This is a genomic window from Paracoccus amoyensis, assembly GCF_014490725.1.
Lineage (GTDB): Bacteria > Pseudomonadota > Alphaproteobacteria > Rhodobacterales > Rhodobacteraceae > Paracoccus > Paracoccus amoyensis.
The window spans coordinates 198,145-214,569 of sequence record NZ_JACOQL010000005.1; the positions used below are offsets into that span (position 1 = coordinate 198,145).

Genomic DNA, 16,425 nt, shown 5'->3' on the forward strand with positions numbered 1-16,425 from the left:
CACAGGTTCAGGATTTGTCAACCCTGCCGGAAAGTGTGTCTTGCGCCAACTGTTGTCTCGGCCCACATTGTCTGAATGTTTATTTTCACGGAGGCTTCCTCCGAAAGGAAAAATGCTGATGTATCCTATTGGAACAATTGGCTCACCAGCCGATGCGATGCGTGTTTGGGCGCAAGTGACGCGGTTGGCCATTGAATCGCAAATGGTTATCGGCTTGCGAGTCGCTGGTATGATGGGCGTGATTTCCCAATCTCCGGGAGAGCCGTTTCGCATGGTTGCCGAAAAACACGCCGCCGCGTCCGAGTCGCTGTTCGCGATTGCGCGATCCGCAGGGCGTGGGGACAGCGCCGATCGCATGATTTCGGCCGCACTGCGCCCTTATGGTAGGCGCACGCGGGCAAATTCCCGCCGTCTGATCCGGCGTGGCTGATACAGTTTTATGGTCAAGCGTGCAGCTGTTGCCATTTTGGCAAGCACGCCTTTGAGGCAGGGTAGCGGAACATGAAAAAGGCGGCGAGGAAACTCGCCGCCTTTTCAAATTCTTGCCGTGTCAATTCAGATCAGCTTGCCCATCGCAACGGCGGTATCCGCCATCCGGTTCGAGAAGCCCCATTCGTTGTCATACCAGCTGAGGATACGGCACAGGCGGCCCTCCATTACCTTGGTCTGATCCAGATGGAAGATCGAGCTGTGCGGGTCGTGGTTGAAGTCCGACGATACCAGCTTTTCATCCGTATAGCCCAGGATGCCTTTCAGCGGGCCATCGGCAGCAGCCTTGATCGCATTGTTGATTTCTTCGACTGACGTATCTTTGCCAGCCTCGAACACCAGATCGACGACCGAGACGTTCGGGGTAGGAACGCGAATCGCAACGCCGTCCAGCTTGCCCTTCAGTTCGGGCAGAACCAGACCCACGGCCTTGGCAGCACCGGTCGACGTCGGGATCATCGACAGCGCAGCAGCGCGGGCGCGATACAGATCCTTGTGCATCGTATCCAGGGTCGGCTGGTCGCCGGTATAGCTGTGAATCGTGGTCATGAAGCCACGGTCGATGCCGATGGCGTCGTTCAGAACCTTGGCGACCGGCGACAGGCAATTGGTGGTGCAGCTGGCGTTGGAAACGACGATATCGTCCTTGGTCAGGGTGTCGTCATTGACGCCGAAAACGATCGTCTTGTCAGCATCCTCGCCGGGGGCCGAGATCAGGACGCGCTTGGCGCCAGTCGACAGGTGCGGCTTTACCTTTTCTTTCGAGGTGAAGATGCCGGTGCATTCCAGGATGACGTCAATATCGCCCCAGGGCAGGTCAGCCGGATTGCGGATCGCGGTGACCTTGATCGGGCCGCGGCCAACATCAATCGTGTCACCGTCAACCGTTACTTTCGCCGGGAAACGACCATGGACCGAATCGTAGCGCAGCAGGTGCGCGTTGGTTTCCACCGGGCCAAGATCGTTGATCGCGACGACTTCAATATCGTTACGTCCGGATTCAATGATTGCACGCAAGACATTCCGGCCAATCCGACCAAAACCGTTGATGGCAACTTTGACAGCCATGGATCTCTCTCCTGTCCAAATGACGTTGCCTCCCTCTATCGCGGGGATGAGGGCGATGCAAATGCTGACAGGGTAACGATGGCAGATTCAGCGCCAGAAACTGACATATTCGATGAAATTATCGAGACCCTTGCCGACAACGACAGGCAGGTTGTTACCAAGCATGAAATGGTCAATCGCAAAGATCGCTACGATCAAAAGAAACAGGGTGATTGCGATTATGTTGGTCATGATGGCGCTCCTGCTGCCGGTTATCCGGTCTGGCGCTGGGCATGACAAGCCGTCTTGTCCCAGGTCACGCCGCGCCGCAAAGCGCGGCATCAATCGTCACCTTCTTCGTCAGACGGCAGGATCAGTGTCAGTTCCCCGGCATCCGCCATACGGCGAATGACCGCAACGACCTCATTCATCGCCTCTTCAACGTCGCGCGCGCGCAATTTGCCCAAAGCGTCGCGTTCCTCGCGCAGGCCATCGGCCATGCGTTGTGACAGGTTGGCCAGAACAAAGTCGGCGGCGACGGTATCTGCGGGCGTTGTTCCGGCCAGCGCACGAATCAATACCGCCTGATCGACTTCTCGGGTGATGCGAGGGATATCACGGGGCGCAATGCGGATCGGGATATGGGCAAAGATGAAGATGGCCTTGCGCACACCGCCAGCGAAGCCGATGTCCTGCTCCTCCAATGCGCCCAGAACCTCATCCCGCAGATCGGCGGTCGCAAAGTTCAGGATCGCCCCCATGCGTTCCGTCGCCGGGGTCGAAATGGCAGGCCGGGGAATGGCCTCTGCCGCTTGCAGCAGAATCAGGCCGACCCGCTGCAGGGCTTGCGGACTGACAGCCGATGTCATCGACATGGCCTGCGCCACGGCACGCGCCCGGTCGCGGGGCAGCGCAACAAAGGTTTCCGAGGCCCGCTCGACCGGCAGTTTTGACAGCATCAGCGCGACCAGTTCCACCGCTTCGGCATGCGCCAGCCGAAGAATTGTGTCGCCCGATAGCGCAGCGATACGCACCCAAGGATCGCCGTGCCCTGAGGTTGCGGCGATACGGCGCAGGTGATCGGCGCTGATGTCCGACAATCTGCTGCCCAGCATCGCAAGGGTGCCATCCAGATCGCCAGGAAAGGTCACGCCCACAGCTTCCAAATTGTCGCAGAATTCGGTGATGACGGCGTCGCGGGTTTGCCGATCAATGATTTCCATACCAGCCATGGCTTCGGCCACCAGCGTCTGATTGTCGGTATTAAGTTGCGACAAACTGGCCGCGTCTTCATCATCCAGCAGCAATCGCACGATTACCGCCGCTTTTTGGCGCGGGCTCAGCCCGGTTTGCAGCTGCATTGAAACCCCCAGATTGGCTATCTTCTGGCAGCCAATCTGGCATGTCATGGCTAAGATCGCGTTACCGAAACCTTAGCGTCACCTTAAGATTACAGAGGATTTGATTCAAATACGCGCTTGAAGATCGTATCGACATGCTTCGTGTGATAGCCAAGGTCGAATTTTTCTTCGATTTCAGCAGGCGGCAGCGCGGCGGTGACTTCAGGATCGGCCAGCAATTCTTCCTTGAAATCCTTGCCCTGTTCCCACACTTTCATCGCATTGCGCTGCACCAGACGATAAGCATCCTCACGCGAGACGCCCGCTTGGGTCAAGGCCAGCAGAACCCGCTGGCTCATCACCAGACCTTTGAATTTGTTCATGTTCGCAAGCATGTTGTCGGGATAGATGACCAGCTTGTCGATGACCCCCGCCAACCGGTTCAGCGCGAAATCCAGCGTGATGGTAGCGTCCGGGCCGATGCCGCGTTCGACCGAGGAGTGGCTGATATCGCGTTCGTGCCACAGGGCAACGTTCTCCATCGCGGGCACGACGGTCATGCGGACAAGACGGGCAAGGCCGGTCAGGTTCTCGGTCAGCACTGGGTTTCGCTTGTGGGGCATTGCGGATGAACCTTTCTGTCCGGCGCTGAAAAATTCCTCGGCCTCCAGCACTTCGGTCCGCTGCATGTGGCGGATCTCGATGGCGATGTTTTCCATGCTGCTGGCGATAATGCCCAGCGTGGCGAAGAACATGGCATGGCGGTCACGCGGGATCACCTGTGTGCTGATCGGTTCGGGACGCAGCCCCATTTTCTGGCAGACATATTCTTCGACATAGGGATCGATATTGGCGAAGGTGCCGACTGCGCCGGAAATCGCGCCAGTCGCGACTTCTGCCCGTGCGGCCTGCAAGCGTGCCTTGCCACGTGCCATTTCCGCATAGAAGCGGGCAAAGGTCAGCCCCATCGTCGTCGGCTCTGCATGGATGCCGTGGCTGCGGCCGATGCGCACCGTATCCTTGTGTTCATAGGCGCGGCGCTTCAGCGCCTCCAGAACCTTGTCCATATCTGCCAACAGGATGTCCGCAGCACGAACAAGCTGGACATTCAGCGTGGTGTCCAGAACGTCGCTGCTGGTCATGCCCTGATGAACGAAACGAGCTTCGTCCGCGCCGATATGTTCGGCCAGATGGGTCAGAAATGCGATCACATCATGCTTGGTGACGGCTTCGATTTCATCAATGCGCGCGACATCGAATTCGACATCTTTGGCGCGCCAGATCGCATCGGCATTCGCTTGCGGGATCACGCCCAGCTCGGCCTGCGCATCGCTTGCATAGGCTTCGATTTCATACCAGATGCGAAACTTGGTCTCTGGCGACCAGATCGCGGTCATCTCGGGGCGGGAATAGCGGGGGATCATGGCGTGCTCCTTTCGGTTCAGCGCGGCATAGCGGGCGATGGCCACGGGGGCAAGTTTTCCTGCAATGCGCAGGTGCAATCGGGAACATTCGGTGCCCCTGCTTGGTTATGTCACCAAGATATCCGCGATATTCGGAGACAGAACGATGCCCAGCGATAAAGATACCTACAGATTGACTGAAGCCGACCGGACCAGCGAAACCCGGTTCGGGCCGCGTCCCGTGCCGCCGGGACACCGCACGGGTGCTGGCTACCCGTATCAGGATCGCGCGGCGTCCCATGGGCGCTCGGACCATCCGGCAGCCTCGCTGACCAGCAAGATTGTTGTGTGGGGTGGTATCGCGCTTGGCGTTGCAGGTGCGACCGCCGCGACTGTAATGGCTGCGCGCAAAGTGGGCGATATGATGCGGGACGATGTTTCCGAAAAGCCCGCACGTCCCCGCCCCTATACGCCGCAGCAGGAACATGTTGCTCCTCGCTTTGCGGCGATGGACGATGATGAGCAAGAGGCGATGCGACGCCGTGTTCGTGCCCGGGCCCGCGCCGATGAGGAAGATGCCGCGCGTCTGCGCGTTGCTGCATCACGCCGCCGTCGCAAGCCGAAACGTAACTTCGCGCAAGACCTGACCGAAACGGCCAGCAGTTTGTCGTCGGGGCTGGATGGGGTGACAAAATCACTTGCCAGTGCCTTTCAGGGCTTTCGCAGTGTGGCGACGCAGGCAACCGGGATCGTCAGCGAATTTGTCCTTGCCGCCGAGCAGCTTCGTTCGGTGTTGCGCGGGTCTGAGCAGGCGGGCCAGCCGGCCAGACGTGATGATCATCAGAGGGCCGACGCCGATGACGCCGTCACAAGGGAACGTCAGCGAACACACCGTCTTTGAACAGGACACGAGAAGGGCGCCGGACGCGCCCTTTTCAACGCTCGGTCAGTTTCAATTCGATCCGGCGGTTCTGTGCCAGCGCCTCGGCAGAGCGCCCTTCGGCCACCGGGCGGGTATCGCCAAAGCCCGCTGCGGCGACGCGGTTGGCCGGAAAGCCAAGCTCATCGACCATGTAACGCACCACGGCCAAGGCGCGTGCCTGACTAAGTTCCCAGTTGTCGCGATAACGCCCGGTCCCGGACAGCGGCGTGCTGTCGGTATGGCCATCGACACGGATGATCCAGTCGATCTCGGACGGGATTTCGTCAGCGATGTCAGTCAGCATTTCCACGACGCCCGCAACCTGATCATGGCCCGCATCGGACAGGGTTGCCGCGCCCGGCGCGAACAGCACCTCTGACTGGAACACGAAACGGTCGCCCACGACCTGAACGCCCTGACGCCCTTGCAGGATCTGTGACAAGCGGCCGAAGAATTCGGACCGGTAGCGTGCCAGATCACGGGCTTCTTCCTCGGCCTTGATCCGAGCTTCTTCTTCAAGCGTCAGTCGGCGGTCTTTTTCTTCGGCCGCACGCAGAAGGGCCGCATTCAACTGCTGCCCCAGGTCCGAGACGCGCAATTCGGCCTGCTGTTGTTCATCACCTGCCGCGTCCAGCAGTGCCTGCAAACTGCCCAGTTGCGCCGTCAGGGACGACACCTGTTCATTCAGCAGCGCCACCCGCCGTTCGCCATCGCCAGACAGGTTTTCCTGATCGGCCAGTGCCTCTTCCGCCTTGGCCAGCAAGGCCGCCTGCCGTTCCGCTTCCGACAAATTCCGTGCGGCCTCATCACTGGCATTATCGCGTGCGGCCTGTGCCGCGGCCAGAAGGGTCAGCGTTTCTTCGGCCCGCTTGCGGCTTTCCTCAAGCGACAGGGTCATGGCGGTCAGTTCGGAATCAGCTTGCTCTAACCGCTTGCGCAACACGGCTGTCGCTTCGGAATCCGTCAACCGGGCGGTATCGGCTTCCGTCAGTTGCGATTGCAATCGATCCGTTTGCGCTTCTGCGGCTTCATTGCGGCGGCGCAGGTCGGCGATCAACTGCTCCATTGCCTCGCGCCGTGCTGCAGCAAGACGCGCCTGTTCCTGTTCGGCGCTGATTTCGTGACGGGCAGCGGCGACCGCCAATTCTGCCACGGATGCGCGGTTCTGTTCGGCGGCGATACGGGCCGATAGTGTTTGCCGGTCAGTCGCCGCTTGTGCCAGATCGGCTGCCCGGGCGGCCATCAGCGCGGCAACCTGCGCCTCAAAATCGGTCAATTGGGTGCGGGCCTGCGAAAGATCGCCCTGGGCGCTTTGAAGCTGCGTGTTCAGGCGAGTGATGCGCGCGGCCCGTTCCCGCGCCTCTGCTTCGGCAGTCTGGGCGCGGGTGGTTTGCCCATCAACCTGGCTTTGCAGGTCGGTTTCGCGATCCTCGGACGCCCTTAGTGCCTTCCCAAGCGAGGCGATCTGCTGACCCAGATCCTGCAACTGCCGGTCCTGTTGCGACAATTGCAGCCCTTGATCGGCAATCGTGTCATCCTGCGTATCCAGTTGATCGCGCAGCACGAACTGCGCGACCATGAAGATCGTCAGAACGAACATCAAAACCATCAACAGCGTGGTCATGGCATCGACATAGCCGGGCCAGATGCTCGACGAAAAACGATTTCCCGATCCCCGTGATAACGCCATTGCTTAAGACCTTCCCCGTCCGACCGGCGTTTCGGGCAGAAGATCATCGCGGAACGGATCGTTGAACCGTGCCGCCCGCACGGCGCGCGTCAGCACCAGCAGGTCGGTGCGCAGGTCCGACAACATCTCATCGCGCCCTTTGCCCAGATCGACGGTCAGGCGGTGCAGGGCATCCTCGACCCCTGAAAGATCAGGCGGCGCGGGACGGGTTCCTGCCTGCTGTCCCAGTGCGATCATGTGGTTCTGCCCTTCGACAAGCCTGTTCATCGTGTCGTTAAGCGCCGCGACTTGAGCCAGCGACGCTTCACGCTCTGCCTGGGTTCGCTGAACCATGGCCTCCAACGCTTCGGCCATGATAATGATACGCTCATCCGCCAGCGCGGCTGAATCGTCGCGCGCGGCATCGCGTTCGGCGTGGTATTGTTGCAGCCGCACCATCTGTGCGGCCATCTGTTCCAGAAAACCTGCCATCGCGGCGTGATCCAGATCGCCGCCGGTTTCATCGGCAAGGCTGACACTGGTAAAGCCGGACATCCACTCTTCCAGTTCGCGGTAAAAGCGGTTCTGCCCATGCGTCACGAACAGCTCTAGCAGACCCACGACCAGCGATCCTGAAAGACCCAGCAATGACGACGAAAACGCCGTCGCCATGCCGCCAAGCTGCGATTCCAACCCACCCATCAGCTTTTCAAAGACCTGCACGCCGGTTTCGCCTTCTTCTGGCGTCAAGGCGCGGATGGTTTCGACGATGGCGGGAATGGTGACGGCCAGACCGTAGAACGTCCCCAGAAGGCCAAGAAAAATCAGCAGGTTGGTCAGATATCTTGTGATGTCGCGAAGCTCATCTATCCGCTGCGCGACGGAATCCAGGATCGAGCGTGCTGACCCGGTCGAGATTGACCCGCCAACCGGCCCACGCGACCCCAGCATGGCCGCCAGAGGGGCCAGCAGGCGAGGCGCGGCATTTCCATCATCCACCTGCGATCGTGGCGAAACGCCACGCTCGATGGCATTTTTCCGATGGGACGCGAAATGTTCGATCCAGCTGACCGAACGGACCAACTGTGCAACCTGCCAGAAACAGGTCAACACACCGGCGGCAAACACCGCCACGATCAGACCATTCAGCCAGCGGTTCGCCATGAAGATCGGCAGGATGCGCCCATAGGCGATCGAGACGCCAATCAACACCATGGCCAACAGCGTCAGCATCATCACGATCTGTCTGACCGGCTGCGAGAAATGCGGCTGCGCGGTCAGTGCTGTCGGGGGGCGGCTTGCGGTGATGCGTCGTGTTTTTGCCGTGACTGACGGGCGATCACCCGGATCTTGACTGCTGGTTGGATCGGTCAACTGCTTCGGTCCCTCTGCCCATCAGGTCTTTTGCGGGCAGAATAGGTGCCAGAAGATCACTTGCCAAGTAACCGAAAGGTTAGTCTGCTTGCGGCGCGTTCAAAGCGTCAAGAAGTCTGCGAACTTCCAATGAAAGCTGATCCATGCCGCTGTCTGCCAGCCCGATTTCGGTCAGATGTTTTGCCGTGTTGAACAGATAGTCAGCATTCGGTCCGCGTCTGCCCTGCGCCGTTGCGATGATGCGCGCTTGGTCTGCGATGCTGAGATTGCACGCATAATGGTCATGGTCTTTGCGCATGGTATAGGTCAGGGCTTCAACCTTGCGGCCGTCTTCCAGCGCCAAGGTGACGACTGTTTCGATATATGCCTCGGTCGACATTTCGCGGGCATGCAAATAGGCCATGACCTCATCGTGTTCGTCCGGGGCGATGCGCATGGCCAGACCGCTGCAGTCAGCATCGCCGTTCTGGTCCAGCCCAAGGACAAGCCCGGGTGTGGTTTCTGTCCCACGGTAATAGGTCGAGCGAAGGCAGAAGCTGCGGGCATATCCGTGCAGCCGGGCCTTGACCGTTTCCGCCGGTTGAAACCCGGGATCCCACATCAGGGAACCGTAACCAAAGACCCAGTGAACCGTGTGCATTCTGAGCAAACCCTTTCTTCTGCAGAAGTTAGGGCAGGATCGTGGGGGATGAAAGTGCCCCGCGATGCCTGGCCGCCATAAGGGTCAGGCCGTCAGGGTTTTGTGGCACCTTCGGAGACGCGCCCGAAATCGGGGGCGTTGGTATCCTGTCCCGCCTCGATGATGCCACGGCGAATGGCGCGGGTGCGGGTGAAATAATCGTGCAATTGCTGACCATCGCCCATGCGGATGGCGCGCTGCAGCATGAACAGTTCCTCGGTAAAGCGGCCAAGGATGTCCAGCGTCGCTTCCTTGTTGTGCAGGAATACATCGCGCCACATGGTCGGGTCGCTGGCCGCGATCCGGGTGAAGTCGCGAAAACCGGCGGCGGAATACTGGATCACTTCCTCATCTGTCACGCGGCGCAAGTGATCGGCCACGCCGACCATCGTATAGGCGATCAGGTGCGGGGCGTGACTGGTCACGGCCAGAACCAGATCGTGATGGGCAGGCTCCATCCGGTCGGTCTTGGCGCCCATGGCAAGAATCAGATCCGTCAACCGCTGCACTGCCAGTTCGTCCGAGCCGGGCAACGGCGTCAGCAGCCACCAGCGGTTGCGGAACAGCGTTGCAAAGCCGGATGTCGGGCCGGAATGTTCGGTGCCCGCAAGCGGGTGTCCGGGGATGAAATGCACGCCGTCGGGAATATGGGGCGCGACGGCCTCGATCACGGATTGCTTGACGGACCCCACATCTGTCACCGTTGCGCCCGGTTTCAGAAATGGGGCGATTTCGGCGGCAACCTGGCCCATGGCGCCCACAGGCACGGCCAGAACGACCAGATCGGTGTCTTTGACGGCATCGGTGACATCATCATAAACGACATCGCACAAACCAATGTCACGTGCGGTCTGCCGCGTTTCCGCGCTGCGGGCATAGCCGACGATCTCTCCCGCCAGGCCGTTTTGGCGCATGGCATGCGCCATCGACCCCGCGATCAGGCCCAGCCCGATCAGGGCCACGCGATCATAGATCACGCTCATTGCGATCTCCGGTCCTGCATGAAGCGGCCAAGGCAGTCCAGAACGCGGCTGACGCCATCTTCATCGCCGACGGTGATCCGTAGCGCCGCCGGAAAGCCATAGCCGGTGACGCGCCGCACCAGAATACCTTCGGCACGCAAGGCGGCATCGGCGGCAGCGGCCTCATCCGCGTCGGCGAACCGCGCCAGCACGAAGTTGGCGAAACTTTCGTCGCAGGCAATGCCCATCTGGATCAGGGAATTGCGTAACCGGTCGCGCAGTTGCGCGTTCAACGTGGCGCAATGTTCGGTGAATGCGATGTCGCGGATCGCGGCCGAGGCGGCGGCGATCTGCGCGTTCGACAGGTTGAACGGCTGACGCAGGCGATTCAGCACGTCGATAACCTCGCGCTGCGCATAGCCCCAGCCAATGCGCAATCCGCCCAGCCCGTGGATCTTGGAAAACGTCCGGGTCATCACGACATTCGGATATTGATCGACCAGCGATTTGCCGCCATCGAAGCCCGCTGCAAATTCGGTATAGGCGCCATCATGGACCAGCACGACACGTGCGGGCAGCCCGCTGGCCAACCGCTGCAACTCATCGCTCGACAACATGGTGCCGGTTGGATTGGCGGGGTTGGCGATAAAGACCACGCGCGTCCGGCCCGTCACCGCAGCCAGAATGGCATCGACATCAATCCGCCGATCCTTTTCGGCGACGGTGACGGGCACCGCGCCAACCATATGGGCAAGGATCGGATACATGGAAAAACCATGCTCGGTCGTGATGATCTCGTCGCCCTGACCGGCATAGGCATAGGTCACGAATTGCAAAATCTCATCCGAGCCTACGCCGCAAATGATGCGGTCGGCGTCAAGGTCATGCACATCCGCGATGGCCCGACGCAGTTCTGCATGATCGGTCGAGGGATAGCGGTGCAAATGACCCGCCGCTTCGGCAAAGGCCCTGGCAGCAAGGGGGCTGCATCCCAGGGGATTTTCATTCGACGATAGCTTCAAGACGTCATCATGACCCGCCAGCTTGCTTTCGCCGCTGACGTAAAGGTCAATTTCCATGATGCCGGGCTTTGGGGTGATCCGTGTCATGCGCCATTCCTTTGTTGGCGCTGGTTTATTCCGCTGGGGCAAGCATGGAAAGGGTCAAACGATGCCTTGCTGGGCAGGCTGCCATTTGAAGCGCGCCAGAATGGCCCCGTGATCGGTGGTGCCGGTGTCCTTGTGGTCGTCCCAGTTCAGGTGATCGTTCAGCACCAGCATATCGTCAAAGCGCCACAGCCTGCGGCGTGAATTGTCATAGAACTGTTCGCTGACAAGGATGTGGTCCAGGCTTTCCCGCTCATCCTGAAAGACGTGGGTGTAATACACGTCGCGGGTGGATCGGTATTCCTGCAACACCTGCGCGGTATACAGCGCGTTATCGCCCCCGCCCGTGGCCAGCGTGGTCAGATAGCGCGGCTGTTCGGTCAGGATGTTCAGCGTGTTCGAGTCCTTGCCGTCGTTCATATCGCCAATCAGCACGACGGGGGTTTCGCTGCGCTTGAGGATCTTGGTCACCATGATGCGCAACGCCGTGGCCTCGGCCGTGCGGCGGATGGTGGACAGGGCGTAGCCCATGGCCGTGCGGTGGTCGGAATGGGTGGCGGCGCTATACCACGCCCGCTCGGTCCAGATCTGGGTCGGACGGCGCGATTTGAAATGGCAGACAAAGGCGTGGATGACCGGCGTCCGGGGATCAGGTTGCAATTGCACATGCAGGACCGGACGCGAAAAACTGTTCAGCGACACGCTGATATCGGCCTGCTGGGGATCGTCACCCGTTGATCGCAGCTCCAGTTCGGGGGGGAACTCGACGATCCACTCCGGTTCCCCTACCAGCATCTCACGACGGATCGCACCTGCGCAGGTGATCGAGGTTCCCGCATGTCCGGGCGGTGACAGCAGCAGATGGCTTTCTTCCATCCCCGCCGCATCCATCGCCTGCTGCAATGCCTCGGGCGCCCATAATTCCTGAAAGCCGAACAGATCTGCGTTCAGGCGCGACAGGATGCCAGCGGTAAATCCGATCTTGCGGTCATAAACCTCGGGCGGCCAGCCATCGCTGTCAGTATAAACCGGTCGGCCGGGCAGTTGCAGGTTCAGCAGATTGACGGACCCGAATGAGATATCGCGCATGGCCATACTGTCCTTTGACAAGGGTGGCTGACAAGGGGGGCGTCAGATTTATTGTCAGTCAGCGGGCCGCGCGGCGCAAGGGATTTGAACGCCCAAATGCAAAAGGCCGCCCCAAGGGACGGCCTTTGCGGAATATTCGGCGAAGATCAGTTCTTCGCGTAGAATTCGACAACCAGGTTCGGTTCCATCACGACCGGGTAGGGCACATCGCCCAAGGTCGGGGTGCGAACGAAAGTCGCGGTCATTTTGTTGTGGTCAACTTCCAGATAATCCGGCACGTCGCGCTCGGTCAGGGCGACCGATTCCAGAACGATGGCCAGCTGACGCGAACGCTCGCGGATCGAGATGACATCGCCTTCCTTGACGCGGTAAGATGCGATGTTCACGCGCTTGCCGTTCACTTCGACATGGCCGTGGTTCACGAACTGACGGGCTGCGAAGATGGTCGGAACGAACTTGGCGCGGTAAACAACGGCGTCCAGACGGCGCTCCAGCAGACCCACCAGGTTTTCACCGGTATCACCTTTGACACGCTCGGCTTCGGCGTAGATGCGGCGGAACTGTTTTTCGGTCAGGTCGCCGTAGTAGCCTTTCAGCTTCTGCTTGGCGCGCAACTGGGTGCCGAAGTCCGACAGCTTGCCCTTGCGGCGCTGGCCGTGCTGGCCGGGGCCGTATTCGCGGCGGTTTACCGGGGATTTGGCGCGGCCCCAGATGTTTTCGCCCATGCGGCGGTCGATTTTGTACTTGGCAGACGTGCGTTTGGTCACGGCTGATCTCCTTCTAAAAATTGTCGAAGGGCGTTGTCCTTTGGCTTGCGCCTGACAGGGTTCCCATTGCTGGGGCCACCAACACCAATGAAGTGCGCGCTTATAGACGGGATGATCTGGGTGTCAAGCGCATTCGGCCCTTAGTCCCGCAGATAGCGCATCAGAAACCATGCCAGCGCCGAACAGCACAGCGTTGCGGTAACTACCGGCAAGGCCGTTCCGTTGTAAAGTTGGCCAACCGGCATGGCGATTGTCATGGCCAGAACCGTCGAAATGGCAGAGACAAGCGAGGCTGTCATGCCGGCATGTTTGCCCATGTTTTGCAGCGCCAGCGCGTTCAGATTGCCAAAGGTCACACCTGCCATGAAAAAGACGCTGACTGCCCAGATGAAGAAGACCGGGAACTTCAGCGCATCCGGCAGAATCCCGGTCAGCATCAGGACCAGGACGACCGATGACACGCAGGTCTGCATGATATAGGCCCATTTCGCGATCCTCCGCATGCCGAAACGCATGACGAATGTCGCATTCAGCAGCGTGCCAGCGCCCGACAGCAGGGCCATCAGCGCGAACCATGCGGGGAAACTGTCACCTTTGCCATAAGCCTCACCAAACAATTGCTGGGCCGAGGACAGAAGCGCGAACATCTGACCAAAACCAAGGGCGAGGATCAGGGTGCACATGATGACCTGCCTATCACGCAGCACCTCTTTCGCGGCGCTCACCAAGGGGCGCAGGCGCAGCGGGCTGCGCCTTTCGGGCGGCAGGGTCTCGGCCTGCCGGATATTGAGCCAGGCAGAGCCCGCGATGGCAAACAGTACGAATGCCATGAACACACCATGCCAGCCTGACAAGGCGATGATGCCGGATCCGATAAGCGGCGCCATGGCCGGCACGATGATGAAAACCATCATGACGAAGCTGGTGATCCGCGCCATTTCCCGGCCCGCATAAAGGTCACGCACAAGTGCAAGTGACGCGATGCGAGGGCCAGCAGCGCCAAGGCCCTGAATGAACCGCGCGATCAGCAGAAATTCCAACGAATCCGCAAATATGGTCGAGGCTGCGGCCAGTCCAAAAATGATGAAGCCGATTGTGATGGTCGGTTTGCGTCCGATGGCGTCAGAAATCGGCCCGGCAAACAGGGTGCCCACGCCCAAGCCGGATACAAAAGCGGTCAGGATCAGCTGTGCCCGGTTGACGTTATCCGGGCTCATCCTTGCCGCGATCTCTGGCAACGCCGGTAGCATTGCATCAATCGAAAACGCGACCGAGGCAGACAAAAATGCCAGCAGCGCGATGAATTCAGGTAACGGCAGCCGTCGCTGCGTTGTCGAAGTTGCGTTCATGGGGGCACCTATCGGTTATCCGATGCCCTTAGGCCAAACTTGCACTCTATGCAAGAAGAAGGCGATCTATCCTTTGGTGTCGCCTGACAATTCGTCGATAACGCTTTGCCACAGCATGGCCGGCTGCGCGCCGGTGACCACATGCTGATCCCCCACGATAAACGTAGGAACCGAGTGGATGCCCCGTTCGCGTGCATGCCTTTCACGACGTAGAATTTCGTCACGGTCGGCATCGCTTGCCAGCAGTTTTCGAACCATGTCGCCATCCATATCCTCGGCTTGCGCGATCTTGACCAGTTCAGCCGGGTCACTGATGTCGCGGGCCTCTTGCCAATGGGCACGCATCAGACCGGACATCACACGGCTTTGCACGCCTTCCAGTCCTGCCCAATACGTCAGGCGATGGGCGTCGGTGGTATCGGGCTCTCGCGGCGACGGGTTCAGTTCAAGGCCCAGCGTTGCCGCGCGTTCTGCGACGGCACGGGATGCCTCTTCCGCCTTTGGGCCAAGTTTGGAGTGCAGATAGTCAATCCTGTCCATACCACCGGGTGGCATTTCCGGATTCAGCCGGAACGGGTGCCAGGTGATCTCGAACGGATGGTTCGGGCGGGTTTCCAACGCACGATCCAATTCAACCTTGCCGATAAGGCACCAGGGACAAACCGGATCGGCAAAAATATCCAGACGGGTCATGACGGCTCTTTCATGGAATGTAGGTCACGCAAGGCGCGGCGATTGATTTTGCCGGTCGCGGTGCGGGGCAGGGTGTCCAGATGAATATATTCACGGGGCTGCTTGTATCGCGCGATTTTGGCATCTGCCAGCTTGCTAAGGTCACTGGCGGGGGCATTGCCCGTCCAGAAGGCCGCGATGATCGAAATGCCGGGGCCGACCGACAGTTCGGTCACCGCCACATCTCCGGCTTCGGGATGGGTGGCCAACACCTCTTCAACCTCTGACGGGGCCACGCGAAAGCCCCCCGCGTTCATGATGTCATCAGCGCGGCCCAGCAAGGTGATTGCCCCCCTCTCATCGGCAATTGCGTGATCGCCCGTCATGAACCAGTCGCCCCGCATTCGGGCGGCCGTTTCCTGAGGTTGGTCCAGATAGCCCAGAAACAGACCGGGATCACTGCGGTGCACGGCAAGTGCACCGGAATGCCCGGGGGGCAGGGGCTGGCCGGTGTCGTCCAAGATGGCGATATTGCGGCCCGGCTGCGGAAAACCGGCCGTTCCGGGTGGGGCCGGGCGATCAGGATTGCCGGACAGAAACGTCGATATCTCCGACGCACCCATTGCTTCATGCAGGTCGGTGCCGGTGCGGGCCTGCCAGGCTGCACGAAGTCCGGGGTCAAGACGCTCGCCCGCCGCCAGCCCGTGCCGCAAAGACGCGACGGGCTTCCAATCGCTGCGCAACAACCTGCGAAAAATACCCGGAGCGCCCGCAAGGATGGTTGCACCATGGCGCGACGCCAGCAGCGGGATTTGCTCAATCGCGGTGCCCTCGGCCGGGATCAGCGCGGTCGCGCCCACGGTCCACGGGTCCATCAGGCCAGTGCCCAGCGTAAAGGTCCAGTTAAACGCCCCTGCATGCATCATCCGATCACTGCTTTGCAGCCCATACCAGCCGTCAAACATCATCTGTCGGGCCAGAATCGCGCGATGGGCGTGCATGACGGCGCGTGGTTGGCCAGAGCTTCCCGACGTATAAATGATATAGGCCAATCGGTCCGGGTCACCCTGATCGAACTCTGCGGGGGGCAGGTCTGCGAACTCTGCCAGTTCAGCCTCGGTCAGGATCGCCGCCGAATGCCGGGGCAGGGCGATATTCGGTCCGGCTATGATCATCGCCGGATCGGTCTGCTCCGCCAGCTTGGTGATCTCACTCTCGGTCAGCATGGCCGAGGTTGGGATCGGAATGATCCCTGCCGTGATGGCGCCCAGATAGGCAATCGGAAACGCGGGCGTATTGCCCAACCGCATCAATAGACGATCACCGGGATTCAGGCCGGCTTGCAGCAATCCTGTCGCCGTCCCGCGCACGGCGGCGATCAATTGCGCATAGGACCAGCATTCTGCCTTGGTCGGGCTGAGCACAGACAGGGCAAGTTTGTCGGGATGTGCCTGCCCCGCGCGCAAGACATGTTCAGCCAGGTTCATTGCGATCCTCCGCAACAGATGGTCGAACCATGTATTTCAGAAGCAGAGGGTCGTGCGCAACCGTGCCGGC

General features: G+C 60.2%; 16 protein-coding genes. 2 read left to right on the forward strand and 14 right to left on the reverse strand.

Annotated elements, in window-relative coordinates:
• Nucleotides 1-118: 118 nt before the first annotated feature.
• Nucleotides 119-430, forward strand: coding sequence for an antibiotic ABC transporter (locus tag H4P12_RS16415; protein WP_187794751.1), 312 nt, complete (start codon nucleotides 119-121; stop codon nucleotides 428-430).
• A gap of 125 nt (nucleotides 431-555) precedes the next feature.
• Here the strand turns inward: H4P12_RS16415 and gap are convergent, their stop codons facing one another.
• The 4 genes from gap to purB form a co-directional block, all read right to left on the reverse strand.
• Nucleotides 556-1,557, reverse strand: a complete 1,002-nt coding sequence (gene gap / locus H4P12_RS16420; RefSeq protein WP_187794752.1) for a type I glyceraldehyde-3-phosphate dehydrogenase — start codon at nucleotides 1,555-1,557, stop codon at nucleotides 556-558.
• A gap of 87 nt (nucleotides 1,558-1,644) precedes the next feature.
• Nucleotides 1,645-1,788, reverse strand: a complete 144-nt coding sequence (locus H4P12_RS16425; RefSeq protein WP_187794753.1) for a hypothetical protein — start codon at nucleotides 1,786-1,788, stop codon at nucleotides 1,645-1,647.
• Nucleotides 1,789-1,877: 89 nt separating this feature from the next.
• Nucleotides 1,878-2,897: a flagellar motor switch protein FliG gene (locus tag H4P12_RS16430; protein ID WP_187794754.1), complete on the reverse strand. Its 1,020-nt coding sequence runs from the start codon at nucleotides 2,895-2,897 to the stop codon at nucleotides 1,878-1,880.
• Between the two features lie 89 nt (nucleotides 2,898-2,986).
• Nucleotides 2,987-4,300: an adenylosuccinate lyase gene (gene purB / locus H4P12_RS16435; RefSeq protein ID WP_187794866.1), complete on the reverse strand. Its 1,314-nt coding sequence runs from the start codon at nucleotides 4,298-4,300 to the stop codon at nucleotides 2,987-2,989.
• Between the two features lie 145 nt (nucleotides 4,301-4,445).
• Between purB and H4P12_RS16440 the strand changes: the two genes are divergently transcribed.
• Nucleotides 4,446-5,180, forward strand: coding sequence for a hypothetical protein (locus tag H4P12_RS16440; RefSeq protein ID WP_187794755.1), 735 nt, complete (start codon nucleotides 4,446-4,448; stop codon nucleotides 5,178-5,180).
• Between the two features lie 34 nt (nucleotides 5,181-5,214).
• Here the strand turns inward: H4P12_RS16440 and H4P12_RS16445 are convergent, their stop codons facing one another.
• The 10 genes from H4P12_RS16445 to H4P12_RS16490 all read right to left on the reverse strand — a co-directional run bounded on the left by H4P12_RS16445 (nucleotide 5,215) and on the right by H4P12_RS16490 (nucleotide 16,355).
• Nucleotides 5,215-6,891, reverse strand: a complete 1,677-nt coding sequence (locus tag H4P12_RS16445) for a peptidoglycan -binding protein (protein WP_187794756.1) — start codon at nucleotides 6,889-6,891, stop codon at nucleotides 5,215-5,217.
• Between the two features lie 3 nt (nucleotides 6,892-6,894).
• On the reverse strand, nucleotides 6,895-8,244 hold the full coding sequence (locus tag H4P12_RS16450) for a hypothetical protein (protein WP_425498226.1): 1,350 nt from the start codon (nucleotides 8,242-8,244) through the stop codon (nucleotides 6,895-6,897).
• Between the two features lie 79 nt (nucleotides 8,245-8,323).
• Complete coding sequence (locus tag H4P12_RS16455) at nucleotides 8,324-8,884, reverse strand: gamma-glutamylcyclotransferase (protein ID WP_187794757.1); 561 nt, start codon at nucleotides 8,882-8,884, stop codon at nucleotides 8,324-8,326.
• Between the two features lie 92 nt (nucleotides 8,885-8,976).
• Nucleotides 8,977-9,906 (reverse strand): prephenate/arogenate dehydrogenase family protein, encoded by a 930-nt coding sequence (locus H4P12_RS16460; protein WP_187794758.1) that lies wholly within the window; start codon nucleotides 9,904-9,906, stop codon nucleotides 8,977-8,979.
• A complete protein-coding gene (hisC, locus tag H4P12_RS16465) occupies nucleotides 9,903-10,994 on the reverse strand; it encodes a histidinol-phosphate transaminase (protein WP_187794759.1) in 1,092 nt (363 codons plus the stop codon). The genes H4P12_RS16460 and hisC overlap by 4 nt, the downstream gene beginning before the upstream one ends.
• Before the next feature lie 54 nt (nucleotides 10,995-11,048).
• Nucleotides 11,049-12,080 (reverse strand): endonuclease/exonuclease/phosphatase family protein, encoded by a 1,032-nt coding sequence (locus H4P12_RS16470; RefSeq protein WP_223115853.1) that lies wholly within the window; start codon nucleotides 12,078-12,080, stop codon nucleotides 11,049-11,051.
• A gap of 146 nt (nucleotides 12,081-12,226) precedes the next feature.
• Complete coding sequence (rpsD, locus tag H4P12_RS16475) at nucleotides 12,227-12,847, reverse strand: 30S ribosomal protein S4 (protein ID WP_187794761.1); 621 nt, start codon at nucleotides 12,845-12,847, stop codon at nucleotides 12,227-12,229.
• 140 nt (nucleotides 12,848-12,987) lie between these two features.
• On the reverse strand, nucleotides 12,988-14,196 hold the full coding sequence (locus H4P12_RS16480) for a multidrug effflux MFS transporter (protein ID WP_187794762.1): 1,209 nt from the start codon (nucleotides 14,194-14,196) through the stop codon (nucleotides 12,988-12,990).
• Between the two features lie 66 nt (nucleotides 14,197-14,262).
• On the reverse strand, nucleotides 14,263-14,889 hold the full coding sequence (locus H4P12_RS16485) for a DsbA family oxidoreductase (protein WP_187794763.1): 627 nt from the start codon (nucleotides 14,887-14,889) through the stop codon (nucleotides 14,263-14,265).
• Entirely contained in the window at nucleotides 14,886-16,355 is a 1,470-nt protein-coding gene (locus H4P12_RS16490) for a class I adenylate-forming enzyme family protein (protein WP_187794764.1), read from the reverse strand. Before H4P12_RS16490 ends, H4P12_RS16485 begins: the two co-directional genes overlap by 4 nt.
• Between the last annotated feature and the right edge of the window lie 70 nt (nucleotides 16,356-16,425).

What these genes read in the sequence shown, in the direction of transcription:
- H4P12_RS16415 (WP_187794751.1), top strand. Translation starts at nt 119, where the DNA reads ATGTATCCTATTGGAACAATTGGCTCACCAGCCGATGCGATGCGTGTT.
- gap (WP_187794752.1), bottom strand. Translation starts at nt 1,557, where the DNA reads ATGGCTGTCAAAGTTGCCATCAACGGTTTTGGTCGGATTGGCCGGAAT.
- H4P12_RS16425 (WP_187794753.1), bottom strand. Translation starts at nt 1,788, where the DNA reads ATGACCAACATAATCGCAATCACCCTGTTTCTTTTGATCGTAGCGATC.
- H4P12_RS16430 (WP_187794754.1), bottom strand. Translation starts at nt 2,897, where the DNA reads ATGCAGCTGCAAACCGGGCTGAGCCCGCGCCAAAAAGCGGCGGTAATC.
- purB (WP_187794866.1), bottom strand. Translation starts at nt 4,300, where the DNA reads ATGATCCCCCGCTATTCCCGCCCCGAGATGACCGCGATCTGGTCGCCA.
- H4P12_RS16440 (WP_187794755.1), top strand. Translation starts at nt 4,446, where the DNA reads ATGCCCAGCGATAAAGATACCTACAGATTGACTGAAGCCGACCGGACC.
- H4P12_RS16445 (WP_187794756.1), bottom strand. Translation starts at nt 6,891, where the DNA reads ATGGCGTTATCACGGGGATCGGGAAATCGTTTTTCGTCGAGCATCTGG.
- H4P12_RS16455 (WP_187794757.1), bottom strand. Translation starts at nt 8,884, where the DNA reads ATGCACACGGTTCACTGGGTCTTTGGTTACGGTTCCCTGATGTGGGAT.
- H4P12_RS16460 (WP_187794758.1), bottom strand. Translation starts at nt 9,906, where the DNA reads ATGAGCGTGATCTATGATCGCGTGGCCCTGATCGGGCTGGGCCTGATC.
- hisC (WP_187794759.1), bottom strand. Translation starts at nt 10,994, where the DNA reads ATGACACGGATCACCCCAAAGCCCGGCATCATGGAAATTGACCTTTAC.
- H4P12_RS16470 (WP_223115853.1), bottom strand. Translation starts at nt 12,080, where the DNA reads ATGCGCGATATCTCATTCGGGTCCGTCAATCTGCTGAACCTGCAACTG.
- H4P12_RS16480 (WP_187794762.1), bottom strand. Translation starts at nt 14,196, where the DNA reads ATGAACGCAACTTCGACAACGCAGCGACGGCTGCCGTTACCTGAATTC.
- H4P12_RS16485 (WP_187794763.1), bottom strand. Translation starts at nt 14,889, where the DNA reads ATGACCCGTCTGGATATTTTTGCCGATCCGGTTTGTCCCTGGTGCCTT.
- H4P12_RS16490 (WP_187794764.1), bottom strand. Translation starts at nt 16,355, where the DNA reads ATGAACCTGGCTGAACATGTCTTGCGCGCGGGGCAGGCACATCCCGAC.